Here is a 23,614-nt window from a genome sequence, read left to right as displayed (position 1 = left end):
CACACCCGTACCGTGCCGTCGTCGCTTGTGCTGACGGCGGTGGGGCGGCCGTTCACCTCCGTGCACACCACCTCGCGCACCATTTCGGTGTGCCCGGTGAGCGGTTCACCGACGGGGCGGCGGGTGGTCAGGTCCCACACCAGCACCGTGCCGTCGTCGCCGCCGGTGACGGCGGTGGGACGGCCGTTCAGCTCCGTGCACGCCACTGAAGCCACCAGGTCGGTGTGGCCGGTGAGGGGTTCACCGACGGGGCGGCGGGTGGTCAGGTCCCACACCCGCACTGTGTTATCCCAGCTGGCAGTGATGGCGGTGGGGCGGCCGTCCAGCTCCGTGCACGCCACCGCGAGCACCCCGTTGGTGTGGCCGGTGAAGGGTTTGCCGAGGGGGCGGCCGGTGGTCAGGTCCCACACTCGCACCGTGTGGTCGGCGCTGCCGGTAACGGCAATGGGGAGGCCGTCCAGGTCCGTGCACGCCACCGCGTGCACCCTTTCGGTGTGGCCGGTGAGGGGTTCACCGACGGGGCGGCGGGTGGTCAGGTCCCACACCCGCACTGTGTTATCCCAGCTGGTGGTGACGGCGGTGGGGCGGCCGTCCAGCTCCGTGCACGCCACCGCGAGCACCAGGTCGGTGTGGCCGGTGAGGGGTTTGCCGAGGGGGCGGCGGGTGGTCAGGTCCCACACTCGCACCGTGTGGTCGGCGCTGCCGGTAACGGCAATGGGGAGGCCGTCCAGGTCCGTGCACGCCACCGCGTGCACCCTTTCGGTGTGGCCGGTGAGGGGTTCACCGAGGGGGTGGCCGGTGGTCAGGTCCCACACCCGCACCGTTTGATCCCAGCCTGTGGTGACGGCTATGGGACGGCCGTCCAGCTGCGTGCATGCCACCGCGAGCACCGCGTGGGTGTGGCCAACAAGTGTGTCTAGGTGGGCGGTACTGAAGCTATTTGCCGTGGCCCAGACAGGGGCCCAGGCTCCTGAGGGAAGGTGCTGGATGAGGTGATGGTGGACGGCCTGAGCTCCGGTCTTGGCAGCGTCGAGCGCGAGGACCTGCCGCCGTTGGACGGGGGTGAGGTCGTGATGAACGTGCAGGTGGGCACGGTAGATAGCTGCATTCAGGGTGGCGGTGTCGTTGTTGGCGTGCCTGAGGTGGGGTGTGAGGCCCCGGGGTGAGGCGTGGACGAGGTAGTCAGGGTCTCCGAGCAGGGGGTCGAGGAGCCCGGCTTCCGCGGCGTGATATGCCAAATGGCGGAGCGCATAGGGGTGGGCGCGGTTCCAGTCGCGGGTTGCGTCGGTGCGGTAGGGAGCCCGGTCGGTCAGGACGTGGGTGTAAGCGGTGTGGACGGCGGTGGGATCGGTGTCGTGGCGGAGGTGTTCAGCCATGGCCTCGTGGTAAAGGCGGTAGGCGGAGCGGCCGTCTTCGACGGCCTCGACGACGTAGGAGCCGGCCGCACGGCGGAGCCACAGGAGGTCTTCGTCGGTGTAGGTCCGGCCGGAGATTTTGCTGGCGAGGGGCGCCCAGATGTCTTCCCAGGGCAGACCCTGCCCCTGAGCCCATGCCAGTGGGCGCAGGAGGTCGGTGGCGCGCCGGGCGTCGTCGCCGAGCCGCCGCTGTAGGTCTTGGCGCATGGCGTCGGCGGCGTGCCGGGGCAGGGTTACCCGCCATTGCGGTCCGGTGTCGGGGGGGATGGTGGGGTCGGAGGCGAGGGTGAATGCGGCGAGGCGTGCGACGAGGAACGACCGTCCAGCCGCCTCGGCTACTGCTTCAGCGACGGGCCGCACGCTTGCGGGGAAGTTACGGTACGGAGAGGTCCGGTGGGAGCCGAGGAGCACGCGGGCGGCGTAGGCGGTGACTGCCTGACGGTCCGCGTAGCGGGGGTGGTCGAGATCGACGGTCTCCTCGGACGTAACGCCGAGGCGACCCAGGAGGTAGGGGCGGGTGCCGAGCAGGAGGCGGATCCGGCCTTCGGAGTGGGTGAGGAGGGTGCGCAGGATGTTGCTGCAGAGGGTGTCGGGGGCGGCTGCTTCGTCGAGGGCGTCGATGAGGACCGTCAGCGGGCGTTCGCGCCCGTCGAGGGCTTCGAGCAGGGCGCCGACCGAGGTGACGTGGACGCGTGCCGCCGCACACAGGGCCTGCAGAACGTCGGTGTCGGTAAGGCGCTGGGCATAGATCGCGGTATCTAGGCTGCCTGCGGCAACGAGGTCGGAGGGCAGTTCGAGAGCGTGCGTGGGAACGGTGCGGCGACGCTCGGGGTGGGACAGGGCAGCCACCAGGCCCAGCACGGCGGTCTTGCCCGAGCCGGGACCTGCGGTCACCACCTGAGCGACCGGTGCGACTGGGCCTCGCGGCGCCTTCAGCCAGTTACTGATAGTGGACAGGGCCTCGCGTCGGCCGCTGAACCACCACTGAGGGTTGGTGTCGGCCTGGGAATCGGCGCCGGAGTGATAGCCCATGGCACGGATCAGGAGACGGGAGGAGAGCTCGGTGTCCCGCAGCCTGTCTTGTTCGTCGAAGGCTTTGGCCTGCTGGACATCGAGGTCGACGCTGTTGAGCTGTACATCGTGCCGTGGGTTGGGGAAGAACGCCGGGGGCTCCCCGTCCAGACCGGCCAGAGTGAGAGAGATCCGCTGATGCCCGGGTCTTTCGTCTGAGTCGTTGATGTGCTGGATAACGGCGTTCACCGACAGGGTGTCCGGTGCGTGACCGGCGACGGAGAGATCCGTGACCGCGCTCCGCAGGAGTTTCGGGAACGCCGTGGCCACGGCCTGCTGGTGAGGCTGAGCGGAAGAGACCACTACGAGGCCCGAGCCCGGGGTGCGGCTCCAGCCAGCTTCGACGCGGTCCAGTGCGGTGGCGGCGAGCTGGTTGCCGCCCTTGCCGCTGTAGCAGGCGTCCAGCATCAGCATGACCCGCCGCACCTTGGTGTCCTGGAGCATGGCGCGGGCCAAGTCCGTGGTCCGCAGGGAGGTGTAGGAGAGGCGGTTCGGGTCGGTGTCCGCAGTCAGCAGGACGTGTTCGCCGCCGGTGTCGAGGATGTCCCCGTGGAGGGAGAGATAGACGGTGAGGAGGTCGTCCTCACGGCGGTCGGATGAGCAGCAGAAGTCGTTCAGGGCATCGGTGAGCTGATGCTTCGCCGGATTCAGCGGCAACACGTCGCAGTGGTGGTACTGGAGCGCGCCGGTGAACAGGTCCACGACCTGGTTGCGGGCCTCGACGAGGCCGGGCCGGTTCCATCCGGACTGCTTCGGGTAGTCGGCGACGACCGCGGCGATGAGAAACCGCCGCCCCTCTCCGCCGTCGGCGACGCCATTCACGCGAGGGCCTCGGCGATCGCTTTCCCGCACAGTTCATCGGTGAGGTAGGCGGTCGCGTCGTGGGCGTGCGTCCCTGTTGCGAGGAGCGCGCAGCGCACGTCGTCGCCGAAGCCCGAGCGCAGGTCCTTCACCAGGGCCACGACGTCACCCTGCCCGGCGAGATTCGTCCATACCAGTTCCTTGCTGCCGGGCCATGCCCCGCGGACCTCCTTGCGGGGACCAGCCGGGGCGGGGTCGAGGCGGTCGAAGACCAGGTTGCGGATGCCGAGCGGGGACCCGATCGTGATCAGCGCCCGCACCTGGTGACCGGGCAGGGCACACAGGGCCTCGTAGGCCACGACCGACCCCAGCGAGTGCGCGACCACCACCCGGGTGTCCTCGCCGATCGCCGCGGCGACCCGGTTGCGGACCGTGTTCCGGACGGTCGGGTCGGTGAGGTAGGCGCGGACCTGTTTGAGGTCCGCGACCATGTGCCGCAGCGCGATGTTCGCAAAGAACCGCGACCCCGACAGGGCACGCAGCGCTCCTTGTACGGAGCGGGGGGTGGGGGCGAGGGTGGCGTCGGCGTCCGGGGGCACGACCTCCAGGTCGCTGTCCGCCGCCGCCCGCCACCACGCGGCGAGCAGCTCGCGCTCGAAGCCGTCCTCAACGTCTTCAGCGGTGTAGGGAAGATCGTCAACAGCGAGCAGTTGCCCGGCAGGCCGGAACACGTCCCCGTAGAACGCCATCTCCGCATCCGACGCGTCCAGCAGACCGTCCGCACCAGCACGGCGCAGCCCGTCATTCAGCGCCGGCCACCACGACGCCAGCAGGCGTCCCTCTCCCTGGACCTGCTGGCCGATGCCGTGCACACCCACCACCCGGGCCACCTGGCCCACCCCCAGACAAGCAAGATGCGATGTACTACACGCACACCTACCAGCAGACCCCCGCCCGCCGCAGCCGTTTACCTGATCTTCGGCATCCTGTGGTCCACTGATCCGCCGGCGGAGGCAGCTGTGTCGAGCTGATGAATCTTGGATTCAGCACCGGAGAGGCTGACGCGCAGCCCTTCGATCTCACCGAGCCAGCCCTGCTGCTCGGCCTCAGTGATGCGGTCGATGAGGTTGTCCCGGATCTCCACCCGCCGGAGGTGGCGAAGATGACGATCAGCAGCGCTCCGTCCATCACCTGCCCGATGGCCGCCGCGCCGAGCGCGGCGGCCATGAGTAAGTCGACGTCGAGGGACTTTTCCCGCAGTGCCTGAAGCCCGGCCCAGCCCGGCTCCCAGCCGCCGGCCGCATAGGTCAGCGCGTACAGCGGGCCCCACGTCCATGCCGGGGCCCTGGTCAGCTGCAGCGGCAGCGCGAGCAGGAAGAAGACGGTGACCACAGCTGCCCAGCGCACCTCGGGGAGCGCAAAGACCCGGCTACGGCGATAGGGCGCACCCCCGTCGCGCGGAAGCGCGGCGCGGTCGGCGGCCGTGACAGGCGCGAGTGTGGAGGTCATCGGTGCGGAGGTCCTTCGCGACGGCATGAAGTGATCGCGGACAGCCGGAACGCCGGCGCCGCTATGCCCACCACACAGGATCGAATGAAGAGATATTCATGAGTTCTGCTCCGTAGGATGAAAGCCATGGGCCACGGAGCTGACGCCAAAACCACCGCCACCGCGCGCGAGCGCCTCGAAACCGTCAGCGCTGCCGACGTTGCCGCCACCCTCCAGGCCCTGGCCACCCCCTCCCGGCTGCGGATCCTGGCCCGCCTGCAGGAAGGCCCGTGCGCGGCGACCGAGCTGGCCGACGCCGTCGGTATGGAGCAGTCGGCCTGCTCCCACCAGCTGCGCCTGCTGCGCAACCTGGGTCTGGTGACGGGCGAGCGCCAGGGCCGGTCGGTCATCTACGCGCTGTACGACAACCACGTCGCCGAGCTGCTGGAACAAGCTCTCTACCACATGGAGCACCTGCGCCTCGGCCTGGGCGACGCCCCGGCCGAGGCCCCGGCCGCCGTGACCGGAGCCCTCTGAGCCGAGCGGCCGCCTCACCTCATCCCGGTACGGCAACCGGCCTCGCCAAGAGGTACCCGGCATGGTGCAGCCGCAGCACCAGCCCCGCGCAAGCAAGGCCCGTGGCCTCCAGCGCCACCCACGGCAGCCACCGCACACCGTGTCGAAGAGCGCGCCAACCGCCAGGTTGCCGAGGGAAAAGGCGCCACCGGAAGCCGTGTTGTAGGCGCCGTGGTACGTGGCCACCAGCCGGTCGCCGGAGAGCCGTACGACGGTGTCCATCTCGAAGGGATAGAGCAGCGCCCCGTCTCAGGCCAGCAACGCGGCGCACAGTGTCAGCGCATCCACTCCGGCCACCGCCTCGTACGACCGGGGCAGCAGCGGCAAAAACGCCGCTCCCATCAGCACCAGCCCGTACACGATCGCCCCCGGACCGGACAGGTTCCGCTTCACCCACGCGGTGAGCTTCAACCGTCCCGACAGCGCGGCCAACGCCGAGACGGCGAAGACCATGCCGGTCACCAGCCGGTGCACTCGCCGAAGAGTTCGCGGGCGCGCAGCCGGGGGCGAGGTAGACCTGGAAGGCCAGGACGTACGAGCCGCTCATCGCAGCGGCGAAGAGGAGGAACAGCCGGTTGGCCGCGACGGTGCGCCAGTCAGCAGCCACCGCCCGCCAGGCGGGCTCTGCACTGTGGCCAGCCGGCGGACGGGCGGGCAGGGCGGCCAGGGCACCGGAGATGAGCGCCGCGACCGCGCACACAACACCGAAGTCCCAGGTCAGGAGGGCGAGTCCGGCGAGCGAGCCGCCGAGCATCAGCTGACGTACGTGATCTACCGCAACGGCGCTCGGATGCCGGTGCAGGCGTGGGCGGAGTCGGCGACCCTCGCCAAGTCGGCCGTGGCCTACAACGCGGGCACCCTGAACCGGTGCCGTGAGCTGGGGGTGAGGTTCATGGAGGTGTTCGACGGCTCCGGGTGCGGCTGGACCAGCCACAGCGACATCGACAAGGCCAACGGCACGATCCGCACCGTGAAGGAGGCGGCGGCGTGGCCGATCTCCCACCCGCGCTGTATGCGCGCGTTCGGGCCGCGCCCCGATCTCACCAGCCCGGCCTGACCCACTCCGGGCGTGCGGAGAACGGGAGTTGAGACGCGTACGGCAGGATCACCCCATGAGGATTCTGGTCATGGGCGGAACGTGGTTCCTGGGCAAGCACATCGCGGAGGACGCGCTGGCGAGGGGGTGGGCGGTCACCACCTTCAACCGTGGGCGCTCCGGCCGAGACGTGGACGGTGTGGAGCCTGTCCGGGGTGACCGCACGAACCGCGACGATCTCGACCGCCTGGCCCAGCATGGGCCGTGGGATGCCGTAATCGATACATCGAGTTCCGACCTTCCGCCGCGGGATGTCTTGGCGGCTGCGGTCGCGCTGTGCCCGTCCGCCCGCCGCTGGGTGCACATCTCCACCGTGTCCGTCTACGAAGGGTGGCCGCACCAGCCGCTCACCGACGCCTCTCCGCTGCTCGACTGCCCGGCGGACGCCGATGAGTCGTTCGGCTACACCGGCGCCGACGGCTCACCCACCACGTACGGATTCCAGAAGGCTGGCGGGGAACGCGCCGTGACGGAGGCCTTCGGCGACGCCGCGGTGCTCCTCCGGCCCGGGGTGATCCTCGGCCCGGGGGAGTACGTGGGCCGGTTGCCCTGGTGGCTGGAACGCACGCAGCGGGGCGGCCGCATCCTCGCCCCCGGCCCGGCCGACCAGCGGATCCAGCCCGTTGATGTACGCGACGTAGCCCGGTTTGCTCTCGACCAGGCCTCCGGCTCCGACAGCGGCGGTTTCAACGTCACCCACCCTGACGGCATCACGTTCCGCAGCTTCCTGGAGGCCTGCCTGAGCGCGACGGGCGGCGCTGGCGCCCCGGTCTGGGCCGATCCTGCGGTCCTGGTCGAGCAAGGTGTGAAGCAGTGGACGGAGCTTCCCCTGTGGCGCACTCATGCAGGGGTATGGGCCGTCGACTCCGGCCGCGCCGTGGCGGCGGGGCTGCGATGTCGGCCGATCGTCGACACGGTCCGGGACACGTGGCAGTGGTGGGCGGCGGACGGGCGTCCCGTGGACCACCCGAGGTGGGCGGAGCACGGGATTGCCCCGGAGAAGGAGGCGAAGATCCTCGCCTCGCTGTGAGTCAGCCCTCGATGGCGAGGAGACCCACGTGCGGGCCCAGGCGGTGCGGCGGGGATACCCGGTTGAAGTCCTCGATCTGTTCCCGCAGCGTCGTGGGAAGCGGAGCCCCGTGGTAGACGGGTCGCGTCAGGTGCCGGGCGATACGGGCCGTCCTGACGACGATGCCGGTCTTGCGCTGGTCCGCGGGCACAGCCCAGACCAGCGCAAGGGCCTCGGCTGCGCCGTCCACGTCGTCGGCCAGGAGGCGCGCGTATGCGAGGTCTGCGGCCGCGCCCGCCCGCACGTGAGCCGACTGGTTTTCCTGCGGTCGCCGCGCGAGGAGTTCCAAGGCGCGCTGGGCGTCCGCTTCAGCCCGCTCGGTGTCCCCCATGAGCAGCGCGGTCGTACTGGTCGACATGGCCAGCCGCTCAGGGGAGAACGCGAACTCACCACCGATCTCGTCGTGGAGATCGTCGTAGCGGTCCTGCCCTGCGTCCGAAGAGAGTTGGATGGCGCGCCTGGCTGATACGACGTCGCCCAGATGCGCGTGCGCGCGGGCCTTGATGGCCTGTAGGCGCCGTATGGCGACATCGCCGAGCCCGCCGCAGGACAGAGCGCGGGTCGCCTTGGCTACGGCCTCGGTCGCGCTGCCGGTGTGATAAGCAATGTAGGCCAGGGTGCCGTCGGCGAACGCCTGAAGCGGCGTGAAGCGGGTCGTCTCGCCAAACATCGCGGCCGTACGAGCGAGGCTACGCGCGGGCTGGAAGTAACCCAGGTCGAACGCGGCGACGGACAGCAGGGCGGCCGTCTGCCCGTTCAGGATCATCAGCTCTTGCTGCTGAACGGGGACCTGCGTACGGTCCCGCTGCCGCTCGATCGCCACACGGAGCCGGTCGGCGGCTTCGTAGGCCTGCGCCGGGGGCACGAGGTGGTACCCCTGGGCCACGGCCCGTACCTGGTCGCGCAGTTCGTCGATGGTGTTGTCGGAGATGGACGCCGAAGCGGTCTGGTCGGCGCCCTCAAGGGCTTCTTCTGCGGTCATGCGAACACGCTCTTCCAGGTCGTACACGGGTGCCTGGGGATCGCCCTTCGGCGGCGGCCCGAACAACTGCGCGGCTGTGTACCCGGGCCAGATCGCCTCAAGAATCTGACAGGTCTCCGGGCCGGGCAGTGTCTGTAACTTGCCGCCCGTCCACCGCCGGAACTGCGTCTCACCGCACGTCGGGTTCCTGGGGTTGTTCCCGAAAAGCCGCACACCGTACTCGGTGAACTTCTCATCAAACTTGCGGTAGGAGAGACCTTCCCGAGCGCACAGCCACGCAAGCAATGTCCTCGGCTCAGTTCTCATTCCCGCCCCCAGTCTGCGGCGCCGCAGTCGGCCGGCCTACGAGTCGATCCCTTCTTCGGGAAGGGGATACCGCCACCGCCCCGAGCGGCAACCTCACCCGCGCAGAAGCCACTTCAAAGCTACCCCGAGGCCACGTCCGCCGCCCGGAAGTGTCTGAGAGGCCATGCAACAGGCCATGGCGGGGTCATGTACGGCTGGTGAACCCTGATCGCCTACTCGCTGAGAGTGCACGTCCGAGCACAATCCGATCCAGGGAGTCCCCCCGTGAAGCCGCCAACGGAGCGCACCGCTCTCCCCTCACTCAAGACCGAGGCGCCACCCGCCGCCGAGAAGCACCCGGTGAGCGCCACGGTGATCCTCCTGCCGTTACAGCCGGAGGAGGAACCCCGGTGGGCGTGGAAGACCAAGCTGCGGGCGGACGCGGGCGCCGGGCCCAACGCCCGGCTGCGGCTGCGGCCGCGGCTCACGATGGCCGTCTGGGCCGGGAACATCGACATCGCAGCCCGGATCGCCGACAAGCTCGTTGACAACGCTGCCAGACACGGCAAGCCCTTCGGTGATGGTTGCGTCGGGTTGGGGCTGACGCTGTTCCCGGGGACGGACGAGCTCCTGATCGAGGTGGACGACGCCGCTCCCGAGTTCCCCGACTTCGAGACGGTGGCCTGCGGCGCGCCCGCCGGCCGTGGCCTGTGGTGGGTGGAGCACTACCGGGCGCGGCTGTCGTGGGACGTGAAGAAGGACAAGGACGGCCAGGTCGTTGGCAAGACAGTTCAGGCGCTCGTGCCCGTCAGCTGGAGGGAGTTGGCGTGAGTATCACGCAACAGCTCCCCCGCCGGCAGGTCGCCCCGGAGCGCGAGAACGGGGCGATGGCGCCTGTTGATTTCCTGGCGCGCACCGAGACCATCGACCCCGCGTCCGTCGCCCCTGACATGGGCGACCTGGCCGCCCGTGTGCGGAACTTGATGGCGCTCCAGCAACAGCAGGTGTTGCAGCTCCCGCTGGGCGGCCGGTTCTTCGACATCGTCGTCACCGCGAGCGGCCCGCAGGCCTATGCGGCGATGATCGTGATGGACGAGATCCAGAACCCCGGCGATGAGCGGGCCGACGCCTGCGGCCCGGTGATCGAGGATCCTCAGCGGTCGTGGCTCATCTGGCTCGTACCGCCGGGAACGAGCGATCAGTGGGTGCCGCACCGCAGCGCGGTGTGCCTGGGTCGGCCGCATCAGATCGCGCTTCCTTCGATGATGCAGACGGAGCCGCCGGGCCCCTACTGGCTGCGGCCCTGCCGCGGCGACAGACTCGTCCCACCGGCCGCCCTGCGGAACCTTCTCGATCAGTTCCAGCCCGGCCCGCCACCGCACGAAACGCTCCTGGGGACGGTGCTGAGCTCGATCTCCTGATCCCCGCGTGCGACGTTCTGGTTCCCCCGTGTCTGGCGCCACACATCCCACTACACGACAGACGAGAGAGACGGCCTCTTCCGTGCCCACCGCGACCGAGCCGCGCCTGATCCCCTTCATCACCCAGCGCAAGGGAGAGGAAGCCGCGCCGAACAACCTCTTGATCTACCGGCACGCCTCCGGGCCCCGGCTGTACTACGGCGACGAGGACCCCCGGGACCGGCCCATGCGGGGCGTGCTCTGGGCGCGCTGCGGGTTCAACCCGACGGACCAGCGCGGCATGCCGACAGGAGAACCGCGGTGGAAACTCATGCACCCATACCGGCAGATGATGACGATGCAGACCTTGCGGTGCCAGGTCTGTAGCGAGAACGCGCGGACACCCCTCGGGTTCATCTTCCTGGCCGGCCCGAAGGACGAAGACCCGACCCAGCCCACGATCTACACCAACCAGCCGCCCGTGTGCCCCAAGCACGCGCGGGCCGCTGCGGCGCTCTGCCCGCATCTGGAGAAAGAACCCATGGTCTTCCTCGCGCGGAGCGCCCCCCTGTACGGGGTGGGCGGGGTCATCTACGGCCTCAACGCGGACAACCAGGTGCACGTCGTCGATAGGCCGGACCACGCGCTGCCGTTCGGGCACCCCAACATTCCCACCCTGCTCGCCTCACAGCTCATCCGCCGACTCAGCTCCTTCCGCGTGCTCGACATTCGCGAGCTGCTGCGGGAATTGAAGCTGGCCGCATAGACGGCCGCCCGGCGGACTCCGGCTGCCACACCTCGGACCGACGGGCGGTATCAGGCCCGGCGCGGGAAGACCAGCGCGCTTCCCCTCGTGCAATGGGCCCCGCGCCGGGCCGACCGAAGCACTGCCCTGCCCAGCAGCCGCATTCCTGCGGCTCCGTACCTCGGAGGTTCCATGCTCACCCTGCCGGCCGCCGGCGACGCCTACGGCCACCACACCGTCGAGAACCTGATCCGCCGCTTGGCGGTTCTGCCATCGCCAGGCTTCCGCCGGGGGTGAATTCGTGCGAGCAGCAGTCTTTGGTGCTTCTGGGCTTCTCGGGCGGTCCGTCATGCGGGCCTTTCACGACTGTGAGGTGACGGGTACCAGCCTCCGCAGGACGGGCCAGGGGCTGGTCGCGGTGGACGCGACGTCGGCCGACGAGATCCAGCGCGTACTGAGCCGCCTCCGGCCGGACGTTGTCGTGAACTGTGTGGGTGAACGACGGCCTGAGGTATGGGCGACCGCGCCGGCGCGGGCCCACGAGCTGAATGTCGATGCGGCTCGGCTGATCGCAGAGGGTGCTCGTCACCATGGGGCGCGTCTGCTGCACATCTCCAGCGACTACGTGTTCGACGGGAGGAACCCCGCCTACCGGACCGACGCCCCGCGGAACCCGGTGAACGTGTACGGCCGGTGGAAACTCCTCGCCGAAGACGTGGTGCGAAGTGTCTGTCCCGATGCCGCGATCCTGCGGCTCCCCGTGCTCTACGGGCCTGCGCAGTACACGGCCGAGACCAACCTGACGCAGATCGCCCGCCTTGTGAGCGCCGGGGTCGACGCCGAGTTGGATGACGTCTGCGTCCGCTACCCGACGCACGCGGACGAGGCGGCCGAGGTGTGCCGGTGGATCGCGGCCGCGCAGCTGCGGGGGCAGTGCCTCGGCTCTGTGTGCCACTGGAGCGCGGAGCAGGGATTCACCAAGTACCGGATGGCTGTGTTGATTGCCCGCCGGTTCGGCCTGCCCACCGATCACATCCGTGCCGGAGAGGCGGATGCGGCATCTGGCGATCGGCCGGTCGACTGCCGTCTCGACTGTCAGGACCTTCGCGCGGTCCTCGGGTGGCCGGCACACCGCTACCGGATGTTCAGTGACGAGTTTCCGCAGGTGGTCGAGCCCTGGCTGCTTTCCTCCCGACGTGTTTCGGGCTGACGGAAGGAACGTGATCGTGACGTCTTCTGTGTACGGGGCCTTCGCTCACGCGTACCTGACGGAGGTGGATACCGCTGTCCGCCGGATGCTGGAGAGCGGAGGCGACGCCGCCGTGGGGCTGATGAGGAAGGCGATCGGCGACGGCGGCCTGGTGCGCGGGTTCGGCAACGGAGGAAGCTCAGCCATCGTCCGGTCGGCTCTCCTGCAGCTTCGTGTCAGCAATCCCGGACTGCCGGTGAACGAGGCGATGATGAGCCAGGCGGTCATGGCGTACTGGGCTCAGCAGGACTCCTACCGGACGGTGTTCTGTCGGTCGCTTGCCGACGATATCCAGGACGTCGGCCTGGTCGTCGTCGCCAGTGTGAGCGGCCGGTCGGCGAACATCGTCGAGACGGTCAGGCTCTGCCGGGTCCACGGGGTGCCCGTGCTGGCGGTGGTGGGCGGAAACGGGACCCAGCTCGGGTCGGTGGACGGCGTGGTCTGGGCCACCGGTATCACGGACCAGCAGCTCAGCGAAGACGTCACGCTCACCGCGTTGACGTTGGCGGCCGCAGCGACGCAGGAGCCTGAACCCGTGCCGCTGCCGGTCCGTCTGGAGCAGCACCTGCACGCCCTCGCCGAGCTGGACACTGAGCGTCTGGGCGGGTGGCTCGAGACGGCCACGCGTGCCGTCGCCGATGCCGTCCGCCACAGGCGGCGGATCTACGTGCTGTGCCCCGAAGGCGGCCCCCTCGCCCTGGCCGCCGAGCACTTCGCGCACAACGTCCACTGGGACGCGCCCCTCGGCATCGAGGGAGTTCGGCCCCCGGTCGTCATCTCCGGCCTGTCGCTGGCCGACATGAGCGCGATCTACAACGACCACCCCGACCCGGCGCACGGAGTCCGCTACCAGCTGCGCTCCGCCTCGCCCGGCGACGTGGTCTTCCTCCTGGCCTACGACTCGCACAGCAGGACGAGCCGGCAGGCCATCGACGCCGCCGTCCAGGCGGACGCGGAAGTCTTTCTCCTGCACCGGGACGGTCCCGCCCTGCCTGCAGCCGGGCGGCACAGCCAGAAGCTGCCCCCGCTCGACGACTTCGGCCTGCCCTGCCTGGTGCAGTCGATCGCCCACATGGTCTGCCGGACCACCCGAGCAGCACTGGCGACGGATTCCGAGCCGGCCGCAAAGGCCGGGCCGTCGCCGCACGACCTCATGGAGCAGGACCTCGCACCGCTCCGTGAGCTGTCCACCACCCCCGCAGTACCCCTGGAAGGAAGGTCCTGACGTGCCCGCTCGCGAGATCCACACCCAGATCACCCGCCCGACACGCAGCCAGATCAGCGCCCTATCCCGTCTCCCGGTCGCAGCGATCGTCGACGCCCTCGGCAAGACGGGCGCCCTCACGCCCGACCTCAAGAGCCTGACCCTCGACGTGGTGCTGTGCGGAAGCATCGTCACGGCGCTCGGCCCGGACGTGACCGTGCGGCGGGCGGCCATCGACCTGGCGCAGCCCGGCGACGTGCTCGTGGTGGCGGGGGGCGGCGCCCGCGCCCATTCCTGCTTCGGAGGCGCGACCGCCCGGCACATGCAGAGCCGGGGCATCACCGGGGCCCTGGTCGACGGCATGGTCCGGGATGTGTACGAACTCCGCCGCATCGGCTTCGCGACCTTCGCGCGGGGCACGAACCCGATCAACTACCAGTACCCCGTCAGGCAGGAGGAAGGCGCGGTCAACGTCCCCGTCGACATCGACGGCGTCTGCATCACCCCAGGAGACGTCCTGGTGGGCGACGAGGACGGGGCCGTGGTCGTCCCCCGCTCCCAGGTGGAGGACATCATCACGACGACGCAGGCCGCGATCGAGGAAGAGGCGGACAAGTGGTGGGACCGCCGAGGCCAGTCCCTCGGCGCTGTGCAGAAGCTCGCCGACGCCGGTTACCGGATCTTCTAAAGGGGCTTCCGTGACCGAACAGACACGTGCCTCGCGCCAGGAACTGGCGGATGTCTTCCGGCGGTTCGCCCATCAGCAGTGCGCGGGCAGGTCCCCGCTCTACTTCACCCTGTCCCACGCGGTGGCCGACAGCCCCGAACTGCTTGACCTCGCCGCCGGCACCAGGCCAGGCCAGCCAGCCCCGAACATGCTGCTCGGGGCTGTCCACCACATCCTCCGACGCGGTGCCCCCCACCCACTGAGCCCCTACTTCAGCAGACTCGAGCCACCGAGCCAGGAGCAGGCGGCAGAGCTGCTGGTGGACTTCTGCCGCCGCCACGCCGGACAGATCGAGCAAATCATCTCAACCCGCTCAGTGCAGACCAACGAGGTCAACAGATGCGCAGTGCTGCTCCCCGCGTTCGCCGCGCTCCAGAACTCGCTCGACGACCGCCCGATGAGGATCGTGGACGTGGGCGCGAGCGCCGGACTGAACCTGCTGTGGAACCGGTACACGTACCGCTACGACGACCAGGTGCTGCGGCTGCCCGGCAGTGATCCGAGCACAGTCCTCACCTGCGAGGTGACAGGCGGTGTTCCGCCCCTGGCCGTGGACGTCAGCCGCTTCGTCCGGCCGGTCGGGATCGAGGTCGCTCCGGTGGACCTCACCGACAGGGAGGCAACCGAGTGGCTGGTCAGCCTCACCTGGCCGGAGCAGACCGAGCGGCAGCGCACGTTACGCACGGCCCTGGCCCTCGCCGCGCAGGAGCCTCCGACGGTGGTCGCGGGCCAAGCCCCAGAGCACCTTGCACAGGTCGTCGCCGAGACTCCGGCCGATCAGCACCTGTGCTTTGTCTTCTCCTGGTCCATCTACCAGATCTTCGGCTCGCCCGGAGGCCGGGAACGTCTCGCCATAACCCTTGCCGAGCTGAGCCGCCGGCGGCCCATCCACGAGATATCCATCGGCCACTTCGGTCACGACGTCCCCCGGATGATCATGGCCCGTTACGAGAACGGCGAGAGCCGGTCGGCCGTCGTGGCGCACTGCGACGTCTACGGGTTCTGGATTCACTGGCTGTCCGATGCACGACCGGAAGAGGACGGGACCTCATGACCCGGGCGGGAATCGTGAGGGCGGTCGTGGCCGCCGGCGGGGCGGGCACGAAGATGGACCCGATCACGCGGATCACCCCCAAGGAGATGTTGCCCGTCGGGCGGAAACCGATCCTGGAACACCTCGTCCTCGAGCTGCGGGACGCCGGAATCGACAATGTCCTTTTCGTGATCTCGTCACACAAGAGCCAGATCCCCGCCTACTTCGGCAGCGGGCAACGGTACGGCCTCGAATTCTCCTACCGTGTCCAGGACGACGGCGCCGGGCCCGCAGCGCCTGTTCTGGCCGCCGAGGCATGGACGCAGGGCAAGCCGTTCGTCCTCGCCTTCGGGGACAACCTGATCCGCCCGGCACCGGGCGGCCCCGAAACACCGCTGCAGCGTCTCCTGAACAGCCAGACGGCGAACGAAGACGCCTGCTCCGTCCTGACAGCCGTGTTCCCCGCCGATCAGGTGCCCCCGCACGAGACGCTTCTAGGAGCGGCCCCCGCCCGGGTAGACGGCAGCCCGGTCACCTTCGGCAAAGACCAACTCGATCACACCGCGGCCCGGTGGGTACACGCCTGCGCGGCCCGCTGGGTGCTGAGCCCCTTCGTCTTCGAGGCCCTGCACCAATGCCGGCCGCGTGCCAACGGCGAGCTGTACCTGATCGACGCAGTGCGGCACTGGATCAGCACCGGCCACCAGCTCAAGGCGGTTCCTCTCCTGTCGGCTGACGTTCGCTTCAACCTCGACCACTGGGGAGCCTACGAAGATGCGGTCACCATCCTCCGCGGATGACCACCTCTGCCCGCCCGACCACGCCCCGCCGTGCGCTCCTGGCGTCACCCACGTCACGGCCCCATCGGTGGACACGCGGGTCCTTCACCTGAACAGCGAGTTCCAGAAGGCCGGTACACGGGTCACCTTGCTCCTGCCGAAGCAGCGTGTGCGGCGCGTCGTTCTCGCCCTCCCGGTGGAGAAGAACGAGGGAAGGAAGTACGGGCACAGCCTCGACGAAGTCAGGCGGCTCCCCGCGCCGCTGCGACACGGCACGCTGTTCGCCGCTCCGACGTTCAGTGAGTCGCCCTGGCTGGTCAACCACGCATCGAGAGCCGACTGCCGGCAGGAGGACCACCTCGTCCGCCTGGTCGTTCCGGCTGTCGTCTCCTTCCTCGGAGGGGTCCACCCGCCGCTGCACCTGCTGGGGTTCAGCAAGGGCGGGTTCGCAGCTCTCAATCTGCTGGCCCGGCATCCCAGGCTGTTCACCATTGCCAGCGTCTGGGACGCATCGCTGCTCAGCGACCGGCCACCGCATCCACAACTCGTGGACGTAGCTGGCAGCGCCGCACGCCTGGGCGAGTACGACGTGCGTCAGAACCTGCGCAGGTACGCGCCTGTCCTGCGCGGCTCCTGCCGTATAGCCCTGGGCGGCGTCGGCACCCTGGAGGGCGACTGGACGGCTGGCCGTCAACTGCTCGAAGAGGTCGGCATTCTGCATCGCGCGTACCGGGATGCCCCTGCCGAGCACCGGTGGAGTGTCGCATGGCTGGCTCCCGCCATGCGACATCTCCTGGAGTTGGAAGCCCGTCTGCCCGCCGGACCGCGAGACCCGGCAGGGCGGGGACGGTAAGGGGTCAGTCCTTCAGCAGTTCGTCGCGCACGGGGATCCAGTCCAAGGAGGACCGGATCCCCTCTGTGAGAGAGAACGCCGGTGTCCATCCCAGGAGTTTCTGGGCCCGGTCGCTCTTGGTGTAGGCGCCGGCGACGTCACCGGGGCGCGGCTCCGCGTCGGCCGTGGCCAGCGGGGTGTCGACGACCTGGTTGAAGGCGGCGCACAGTTCCCGCACGGTGGTGCCCGAGCCTGTGCCCAGGTTGATCGCCATGGACGGCTCCGATTCCGTGAGGAGGGAGTCGAAACGGTCGATCGCCGCGACGTGGGCCGCAGCCAGGTCCCAGACGTGCACGTAGTCCCGGATTCCCGTGCCGTCGCGCGTGGGGTAGTTGGTGCCGGTGATAGGGAAGGCCGTGCCTTCCTGGTGTGCCTGGATCATCTTGCCCAAGGCGTGACTGGGCCGCTTGAGCTGAAGTCCGGTACGCATCTTGGGGTCTGCCCCGATGGGGTTGAAGTAGCGCAGTGACAGTACGCGCATCTGCCGGGCTGCGGCGATGTCCGCGAACATCTCCTCGCACGTAGCCTTGGTCCGCGCGTACGGGCTCTGCGGCCCCAGGGGGGAGTCTTCATCGACAGGGGAGCCGTCGTCGGCTTGGTAGATGGAGGCCGAGGAACTGAAGATGAGGCGGTCGCAGCCGTTCCGGCGGAGATGGCGGACGAAGTCCAGGCTCTTTCCGACGTTGGCCTCGTAGTAGCCGATGGGGTCCTCGACTGACTCGGGAACCACGATCAGCGCCGCGCAGTGCACCACGGCGGAGATGTCCGGGTGCTCGGAGAAGATCCGGTCGACCAGCGACCCGTCGGAGATATCGCCCTCGTAGAGGATTCGGCCGTCGGTGAACTCCCTGCGGCCTCTGACAAGGCTGTCGAGGATCACCGGGGTAATCCCCTCGTCCAAGCAGGCCGAAGCCACGGTGCTTCCGATGTAACCGGCTCCCCCGGCGATAAGAACAGTCACGATGTATCTCTTCCCGGCCCTTTCGAGAACGAGTTGGCAACTGGCAGCAAGGCTAGTGGAGCTCGACTATGAATCTGGTCATACGGTGAATTTCAACTTTGTGTCGTAGCTCAGGAAGGAGGAAACACCTAAAGACTGTCCCGTAACTGCTGGTCACGGGTGAGATGATCTTGGTGTGGCTGGTGTGATCACGGCGTCGGAGCCGTCCTGGATAGCCCCGTTCACTGGGCTGAGCCCACGTCAGTTCGGCAAGCTGATCACCGCGCTGCGGCGCGAGGGTGCAGATCCGGTCCGCAAGGGCCGGCCCTGGAGCCTGCCGCTGGAGGACCGGGTGCTGCTGGTCGCCGCGTACTGGCGGACCAACCTCACGCTGCGGCAGCTGGCGCCGCTGTTCGGGGTGTCGAAGTCCGCGGCCGACCGCATCATCGACCACCTCGGCCCCTCGCTCGCGCTGCAGCCGCGCAAGCGGTTCCGCAAGGACACGGTGCTTATCGTGGACGGCACCCTGGTTCCCACCCGCGACCACGCCATCGCCGAGCAGTCGAAGAACTACCGGTACTCCACCAACCACCAGGTCGTCATCGACGCCGACACCCGGCTCGTCGTCGCCGTCGGCCGGCCGCTGCCCGGCAACCGCAACGACTGCAAGGCGTGGGAGCTGTCCGGTGCCAAGGACACCGTCGGGCGCACCACGGTCATCGCCGACGGCGGCTACCGCGGCACCGGCCTGGTCATCCCGCACCGCCGCGAACGCGGCCAGGCCGAACTCCCGGCCTGGAAAGAGGAACACAACGCCTCCCACCGCAAGGTCCGCGCCCGCGCCGAACACACCTTCGCCCGGATGAAGGCCTGGAAGATCCTCCGCGACTGTCGCCTGAAAGGCGATGGCGTCCATCACGCCATGCTCGGCATCGCCGGCCTGCACAACCTCACCCTCGCCGGGTGACGTAGTAACAAGCAGGTCAACGAGCACGTCATAGACTCGGCCGGCTTCGACTTGGCGATCTTCTTGCTCTCCCGGCGCTCCGGGAGGGTGAAGGTCTTCGGGCGCCCGCCCTTGTACTTCAGGTAGAGCGCCTCGAATCCGTCGGCGTTGAAGTTGTGGATCACGTCCCGGACCCGGTCCACGCTGGTGAACGTCACCTCGGCGATCCTCGTCACGGGCATGCCCTGCGCGGACAGCAGCACCATCTGAGCCCGCCGCCAGGTCACCACCGACCCGGTGCCCCTGCGGATGATCCGCAGCAGCCGTCTGCCCTCGTCGTCATCAATCTCCCGGACCTGCGCCCGTTCAGCCACGTGATCATTCTGGCCGTCCGGAGCCACCTGGCGCAGCAAACCGAGTCATGCCTCACGGTAGGGCGAACGTTGCCTGATGCAGCATTAGGTAGTCGATGTCCTCGTAACGGATGGGCAACCGGGGTGCTCGGAAGCTTCTGATCCCTAGGGGAATGTCGGTGTCCTCCCCTATTCTCCATTGCACGCTGGGGGAGAACACCGCGCCGGTTGGCTGGGGGTATGGATGGTCTTGTACGGGAGGGCGGCGGTGTTCGAGGACATCGTCCCTTCATTGGTAGGGCTGGACCCCGAAAGGGGAGGCTGGCGACGCAGCCCGGCCGGCACTCCGTTACTGATCGAGTGTGCCGGTGGGCGCCTGACCGGCAAGACGGCGCTGTTGAAGGAGCTGGAGGGACAGTACGCCGAGCGTCTTCCGCAGGCATACGTGGACCTCGACAAGAAGGATTTCGGGCACTCGGGGCTGGCCTCTCCGCCGGATGAGACGGTGCCTAACGCCTCTCGAGTCTCCGACCTGCTCTTCCTCCTCCTGTACGAACTGAGGCAGAAGCCGAAGAAGTTCGGCAGTGGCCTGACCTTCCCCTGGCTCACCCAGGGGCTTCTCGCGGTGACCAACTGGCAGGCAGCCGGACCGGCCGGCCTCGAGGCGTCCATGCGCAACCTCGTGGAGCTGCTGAAGACGAGTCAGCCTGACGTCGACGCCCGCCGGGCCCGGGTGCTCCGCGCGGTCGAGAGACTCAGCCCCGCTGCTCGCGAATTGGTGCCTGCAGCAGGTGAGTTGGTTTCGGAGCTGATCGGTTTGGTGGCCGAGGAGGTGCTCGGCCCGCGTGCCAACCGGGACGGCCTGCTCTGGTGGAAGGCGCGCAGGGTGCGCCCTCAAGGGGACGGGTACGCCCAGCTGACCACCCTGGCCATGCGTTTCCGGAGCACCCCGGGCCGGTCCGAGAATGCCGATGGCCGACGGTTCGCGGAGAAGCATCTCGTGGCCGCCTTATTGGAGGACATTGCCGACCACTACACCTGGTTCCGGCGGAGGAACCTCCTGCCGCGTCCGCTGCTGCTGCTCGACAACGCCCATTGCGAACTGGGCGTCAGATTCATGGATCTGTTGACCGAGACATGGTTCGATACGTCCCCCCGGACCCGTCCCGGAGTGGTGGTGACGACGCTCGCGCCGGAGCCGGCCTTCCCCGAACCGGGCGGCACCGCCCCGTCGACCCGTGTCGTGTCTGCTTCCTGCCACCGCCAAGGCCCAGTGGGAGAGCCGGCCGACTGGGTGCTGAGAGTATCCATGGCGCAGTTGTGGCGCGACGAGGTCTGGGAACTGCCGGGTGCGGAGATGCTCACCGCCGACCTTTCGAGGGTGCTCCACCGGTTCAGCGCGGGACGGGTCGGCATCGCGAAGGCGCTGGTCCGGGCTGCCCGGCAGAAGTTGGACGCCCACAGGTCGGTGCGGTACGAGCAACTCCTCGACCTGGAAGCGGCGGACGGAAGCGGCCGACCCGTGTACGAGCACCTGCTCCGGGTCCTGGTGTCCGAGGAAGCGGCCGACCGTGCTCTGCTGGCTCATCTCTCGCCGGCCCTGGACATCGACGCCGCCACCGCGCTGCAAGCCACCGCCCCGGACAGTTCCGTCCGGGGAAACCGGTCCGCCGACGTCAGGAGGCTCTTGGCGCACGCGGGCCCGGCGAGAGCCGTTCAGCCCGGTGCCGGCGGATCGTTCATCGCCGACCGGCCGCTGCGCGCCCTGTTGCTGCACGATCTGCGCGTCCGGGCATCGACGGCGACCGGGGCGGCGGGTTGGCTCGCCCCGCACCATGACGCCCGGGACTGCTACCCCACGGGCCCGGACGGGCGGGTCGACGACCGGGCTCTCCACCACGCGCTCGCCTGCGGGGAGACCGACACGGTCGTCGCAGCCCTGCATGAGCGGCTGGCAGACGAGGACGCCCCCGCATGGCTCGCCTCACTCAACCTGATCTGCGCCGCGCCGGGCCCCCCGGCGAACCTCCCCGCCCCGACTCCCGTACCGTGCCCGGCCTGCAGTGCAGGGGAGGACAGCGTGCACCAGGCGGTGGAACTCCTCCTGCTCGGGCTGTGGGCACAGTCGCAACCGCTGGCACCGCCCGCTCCGACCGCCATCGCCGAGATCGGGCGACAGCTGAGCATCCTGGCCACCACCGGTACCCCCGCCGCACAGCGGGTCTTCGGCGAGGCGCACATCGTCTGGCCACCGCTCCTGCTGAACAACTGGACACAGGCACCCGACCTGCCGACCTGGGGGAACAACCACTGATGAGCTTTCCCAAGGGCCCGCTGACCCGCGCACTGCTGATCGTCCTCGTCCTCGCCTGCCTGGGCGCCGTCGCGTGCTGGATCCTGGACCCGGACGATTCCTGCGCCTCCGGAGTGTACAAGCGGGACAACGAATGCGTCGGCGTCACCGACGGCAGCTTCGTCTTCACTCCCGACCTGTGGCAGGTCAGCGGACGTATCAAAGCGGAGAACGACAACCTCGGCGACAAGCCCGTGGTCACCATCGCCCTGATGATCCCCATGGTCTCTAAGTCGGCTTCCGAGCGGCGGGAGTTCGTTGAGCAGGTCCAGGGCGCCTACCTCGCTCAGTGGAAGGCCAACCACGATTCGAACAACAAGCAGCCACCGATCCGCCTGCTCCTGGCGAACCCCGGCTCGAATTACCGGCAATGGCGTACTGTCGCCGACCAACTGGTCGCCGCGGCGGCGGACCACAAGCAGAATCTGCGGGCAGTTGCCGGCATCAATATCAGCCTCCCGGAGACCGAGCAGGCCATCCGCTACCTGACCGAGGAGAAGGGGGTGCCGGTCGTCGCGGGCCCGATGACGGCAGACGACATCATGAACACCGCGGCCGAGCCCCAGCGTTACCCCGGGCTCGCCCGGATCGTCCCCAGCAACACCGACCAGGCCAACGCCCTCGCCGCGTACGGGGCGGCCATCAAGTCCGAGGAATCACTGGTCGTCGAAGACATCCGCGAAGGCGACAACTACCTGAACACCCTGCGCCAGGCCTTCGAACAGCTCGCCCGGGACGCGCCCATCGCGCCGGAGACCTTCCGCTCGCCCCCGGACTTCAACGACGAGAGCAACCTCTCCAACGACTTCCACCGGATGGTGCCGGACATCTGCGTCTCCCCGGCGAACACCATCTACTTCGCCGGGCGCCCGGTACAACTGCGCCAGTTCCTAGTCGAGTTGGGCGACCGCACCTGCACCAAGCACTACACCGTCATCACCGGCTCGCACGCCTCCACGCTGATGGTCGACGAAAAGTTCGCCGACAAGTGGGGCGCCCTCAAAAAGGGCTCCGGCATCACCGTGCGCTACTCCGCCCTCGCCCACCCGGACGCCTGGGGCGAGCGGAGCACCGAGGCCACCGGCGGTTCCAAGAGCAGCATGAAGGAGCTCAACGACCTGCTCCGGTCCGGCGACAACACGACACCGGATGCGATCGGCCCGGCCCAGCTGATCGACGGGCGCACCATCGTCACCTACGACGCCGTCACAACCGCCATCACGGGAGTTCGGAACGAGACGACCGACACCGTGGTCGTGCCCTCGCTCAGGAACGTGGCCGACAGCTGGCTGCGACTGAAGGGCAAGTCCCGGGTGGAAGGCGCCAGCGGGTGGATCTGCCTCGACAAGTACGGCAACCCGTACAACAAGGCCGTCCCCATCGTCCACCTCGACCCGACGGCCAAGGCCGCAGTCTTCGACGGCATCGCCTGGCCCCTGGGCCACGCCCCGGACCCGAACTGCTCGATCGCCAACTGAACGGCCACCGGAGCACGGCTGCGATGTGGGCGCGGGATCATCTGGGCGGGCTGCTCACGGGCACAGAGAGGCAATACCCATCGCCAAGGGAGTGCGGTCTTCTCCGGCCTCAACCTGTGCGTGCTGTCCGGCTTCACCGCGTACGCGCCGGACGGCGACATCACCGCTGCCGACTACTCCCGGCCTGTGACCGGCCGAGCGGCAGAGCCCTCTCTGTCAGCCTTGGGTGAGACGCCCCGCTTAGTCGGGTTAGCCTGAGAGGGCACGACAGGAGAACCACCCCCTCATGACCAGCACCAACCCCGCCGAGTCCGACCCGGCCCCCAGGCCGAAGCGCCGTTCCTTCAGTCCGGAGTACAAGCTGCGCATCGTGGCCGAGTACGACGCCGCACCCAAGAACGAGAAGGGCGCTGTCCTGCGCCGCGAGCGCCTTTACCACTCGCACGTCAAGGAATGGCGGGCCGCGCGGGATGCCGGGGCATTGGAGAAGCTGGTCGACCAGCGCACCAGCCCGGCCCGGCCTAAGAAGTCGGCCGCAGAGACGGAAAACGAGAAGCTGCGCCGCCAGGTGGAACGGCTGGAGAAGGAACTGGCCCGGAACAAAGCCGCGTTGGAGGTCATGGGAAAAGCTTCCGCGCTCTTGGAAATGATCTCCGAGGGCGCGGACTGAGGACCGCAGCCGACCCGGTGGTCGATGACGCGTTCGCCGGCATCGAGGGCAAGTTGGGCATC

21 protein-coding genes and 2 pseudogenes are annotated in these 23,614 nt (G+C 68.8%); 16 read left to right on the top strand and 7 right to left on the bottom strand.

Annotated elements, in window-relative coordinates; translation table 11 throughout:
* From RH94_RS25065 to RH94_RS25055, 3 genes and pseudogenes are all read right to left on the bottom strand, one after another.
* On the bottom strand, positions 1 to 3,308 hold a 3,308-nt coding region (locus RH94_RS25065; protein WP_073950144.1), incomplete at its 3' end, for a caspase family protein.
* Positions 3,305 to 4,177: a lipase family protein gene (locus RH94_RS25060; RefSeq protein WP_234426034.1), complete on the bottom strand. Its 873-nt coding sequence runs from the start codon at positions 4,175 to 4,177 to the stop codon at positions 3,305 to 3,307. The genes RH94_RS25060 and RH94_RS25065, both read right to left, overlap by 4 nt.
* 223 nt (positions 4,178 to 4,400) lie before the next feature.
* Positions 4,401 to 4,796, bottom strand: a pseudogene (locus RH94_RS25055) (heavy metal translocating P-type ATPase); the annotation flags it as partial.
* A gap of 126 nt (positions 4,797 to 4,922) precedes the next feature.
* Here RH94_RS25055 and RH94_RS25050 point away from each other — a divergent pair.
* On the top strand, positions 4,923 to 5,312 hold the full coding sequence (locus RH94_RS25050; RefSeq protein ID WP_073950140.1) for an ArsR/SmtB family transcription factor: 390 nt from the start codon (positions 4,923 to 4,925) through the stop codon (positions 5,310 to 5,312).
* A gap of 288 nt (positions 5,313 to 5,600) precedes the next feature.
* Here the strand turns inward: RH94_RS25050 and RH94_RS44515 are convergent, their stop codons facing one another.
* The gene (locus RH94_RS44515) at positions 5,601 to 5,825 is read right to left on the bottom strand and encodes a hypothetical protein (RefSeq protein WP_234426033.1); all 225 of its coding nucleotides are present in this window, start codon (positions 5,823 to 5,825) and stop codon (positions 5,601 to 5,603) included.
* 157 nt (positions 5,826 to 5,982) lie between these two features.
* On the opposite strand from RH94_RS44515, the gene RH94_RS25040 reads away from it, so the two are divergent.
* Positions 5,983 to 6,408 (top strand): hypothetical protein, encoded by a 426-nt coding sequence (locus RH94_RS25040; protein WP_234426032.1) that lies wholly within the window; start codon positions 5,983 to 5,985, stop codon positions 6,406 to 6,408.
* 55 nt (positions 6,409 to 6,463) lie between these two features.
* Positions 6,464 to 7,477, top strand: coding sequence for an NAD-dependent epimerase/dehydratase family protein (locus RH94_RS25035; RefSeq protein WP_073950138.1), 1,014 nt, complete (start codon positions 6,464 to 6,466; stop codon positions 7,475 to 7,477).
* Position 7,478: 1 nt separating this feature from the next.
* Here RH94_RS25035 and RH94_RS25030 read toward each other — a convergent pair whose 3' ends face one another.
* Positions 7,479 to 8,804 carry a DNA-binding protein gene (locus RH94_RS25030; protein WP_143204072.1) on the bottom strand — a complete coding sequence of 442 codons (1,326 nt, stop codon included), beginning with the start codon at positions 8,802 to 8,804 and terminating at the stop codon, positions 7,479 to 7,481.
* A gap of 264 nt (positions 8,805 to 9,068) precedes the next feature.
* Here RH94_RS25030 and RH94_RS25025 point away from each other — a divergent pair, with 264 nt between their 5' ends.
* The 9 genes from RH94_RS25025 to RH94_RS24985 all read left to right on the top strand — a co-directional run bounded on the left by RH94_RS25025 (position 9,069) and on the right by RH94_RS24985 (position 16,773).
* The gene (locus RH94_RS25025) at positions 9,069 to 9,614 is read left to right on the top strand and encodes an ATP-binding protein (RefSeq protein ID WP_079189175.1); all 546 of its coding nucleotides are present in this window, start codon (positions 9,069 to 9,071) and stop codon (positions 9,612 to 9,614) included.
* Positions 9,611 to 10,204 (top strand): hypothetical protein, encoded by a 594-nt coding sequence (locus RH94_RS25020; RefSeq protein WP_107428814.1) that lies wholly within the window; start codon positions 9,611 to 9,613, stop codon positions 10,202 to 10,204. The genes RH94_RS25025 and RH94_RS25020 overlap by 4 nt, the downstream gene beginning before the upstream one ends.
* 82 nt (positions 10,205 to 10,286) lie before the next feature.
* Positions 10,287 to 10,949 (top strand): hypothetical protein, encoded by a 663-nt coding sequence (locus tag RH94_RS25015; protein ID WP_073950136.1) that lies wholly within the window; start codon positions 10,287 to 10,289, stop codon positions 10,947 to 10,949.
* Between the two features lie 280 nt (positions 10,950 to 11,229).
* Positions 11,230 to 12,138 carry a dTDP-4-dehydrorhamnose reductase family protein gene (locus RH94_RS25010; RefSeq protein WP_073950134.1) on the top strand — a complete coding sequence of 303 codons (909 nt, stop codon included), beginning with the start codon at positions 11,230 to 11,232 and terminating at the stop codon, positions 12,136 to 12,138.
* A 16-nt stretch (positions 12,139 to 12,154) separates the two neighbouring features.
* The gene (locus RH94_RS25005; RefSeq protein WP_158073088.1) at positions 12,155 to 13,402 is read left to right on the top strand and encodes an SIS domain-containing protein; all 1,248 of its coding nucleotides are present in this window, start codon (positions 12,155 to 12,157) and stop codon (positions 13,400 to 13,402) included.
* A gap of 1 nt (position 13,403) precedes the next feature.
* On the top strand, positions 13,404 to 14,069 hold the full coding sequence (locus RH94_RS25000) for an RraA family protein (RefSeq protein WP_073950130.1): 666 nt from the start codon (positions 13,404 to 13,406) through the stop codon (positions 14,067 to 14,069).
* 10 nt (positions 14,070 to 14,079) lie between these two features.
* Positions 14,080 to 15,162 (top strand): DUF2332 domain-containing protein, encoded by a 1,083-nt coding sequence (locus tag RH94_RS24995; RefSeq protein WP_073950128.1) that lies wholly within the window; start codon positions 14,080 to 14,082, stop codon positions 15,160 to 15,162.
* Between the two features lie 26 nt (positions 15,163 to 15,188).
* Positions 15,189 to 15,941 (top strand): sugar phosphate nucleotidyltransferase, encoded by a 753-nt coding sequence (locus tag RH94_RS24990; RefSeq protein ID WP_158073087.1) that lies wholly within the window; start codon positions 15,189 to 15,191, stop codon positions 15,939 to 15,941.
* A gap of 67 nt (positions 15,942 to 16,008) precedes the next feature.
* Positions 16,009 to 16,773 (top strand): hypothetical protein, encoded by a 765-nt coding sequence (locus tag RH94_RS24985; RefSeq protein WP_073950124.1) that lies wholly within the window; start codon positions 16,009 to 16,011, stop codon positions 16,771 to 16,773.
* A 4-nt stretch (positions 16,774 to 16,777) separates the two neighbouring features.
* Here RH94_RS24985 and galE read toward each other — a convergent pair whose 3' ends face one another.
* A complete protein-coding gene (galE, locus tag RH94_RS24980) occupies positions 16,778 to 17,773 on the bottom strand; it encodes a UDP-glucose 4-epimerase GalE (protein ID WP_073950122.1) in 996 nt (331 codons plus the stop codon).
* Positions 17,774 to 17,948: 175 nt separating this feature from the next.
* Between galE and RH94_RS24975 the strand changes: the two genes are divergently transcribed.
* The gene (locus RH94_RS24975) at positions 17,949 to 18,719 is read left to right on the top strand and encodes an IS5/IS1182 family transposase (protein WP_073950121.1); all 771 of its coding nucleotides are present in this window, start codon (positions 17,949 to 17,951) and stop codon (positions 18,717 to 18,719) included.
* A 35-nt stretch (positions 18,720 to 18,754) separates the two neighbouring features.
* On the opposite strand, the pseudogene RH94_RS24970 reads toward RH94_RS24975, so the two are convergent.
* A pseudogene (locus RH94_RS24970) lies at positions 18,755 to 19,072 on the bottom strand (helix-turn-helix domain-containing protein); the annotation flags it as partial.
* Between the two features lie 223 nt (positions 19,073 to 19,295).
* Here RH94_RS24970 and RH94_RS24965 point away from each other — a divergent pair.
* The 3 genes from RH94_RS24965 (at position 19,296) to RH94_RS24955 (ending at position 23,552) form a co-directional block, all read left to right on the top strand.
* Positions 19,296 to 21,365 (top strand): hypothetical protein, encoded by a 2,070-nt coding sequence (locus RH94_RS24965; protein WP_073950120.1) that lies wholly within the window; start codon positions 19,296 to 19,298, stop codon positions 21,363 to 21,365.
* Positions 21,365 to 22,882: a type 1 periplasmic-binding domain-containing protein gene (locus tag RH94_RS24960; RefSeq protein ID WP_073950119.1), complete on the top strand. Its 1,518-nt coding sequence runs from the start codon at positions 21,365 to 21,367 to the stop codon at positions 22,880 to 22,882. Before RH94_RS24965 ends, RH94_RS24960 begins: the two co-directional genes overlap by 1 nt.
* A gap of 286 nt (positions 22,883 to 23,168) precedes the next feature.
* Positions 23,169 to 23,552, top strand: a complete 384-nt coding sequence (locus RH94_RS24955) for a transposase (RefSeq protein WP_073946048.1) — start codon at positions 23,169 to 23,171, stop codon at positions 23,550 to 23,552.
* Positions 23,553 to 23,614: the final 62 nt, after the last annotated feature.

Source organism: Streptomyces kebangsaanensis, assembly GCF_001906585.1.
GTDB classification, from domain to species: Bacteria; Actinomycetota; Actinomycetes; order Streptomycetales; family Streptomycetaceae; genus Streptomyces; species Streptomyces kebangsaanensis.
This window is presented reverse-complemented; position numbering and strand designations above follow the sequence as displayed.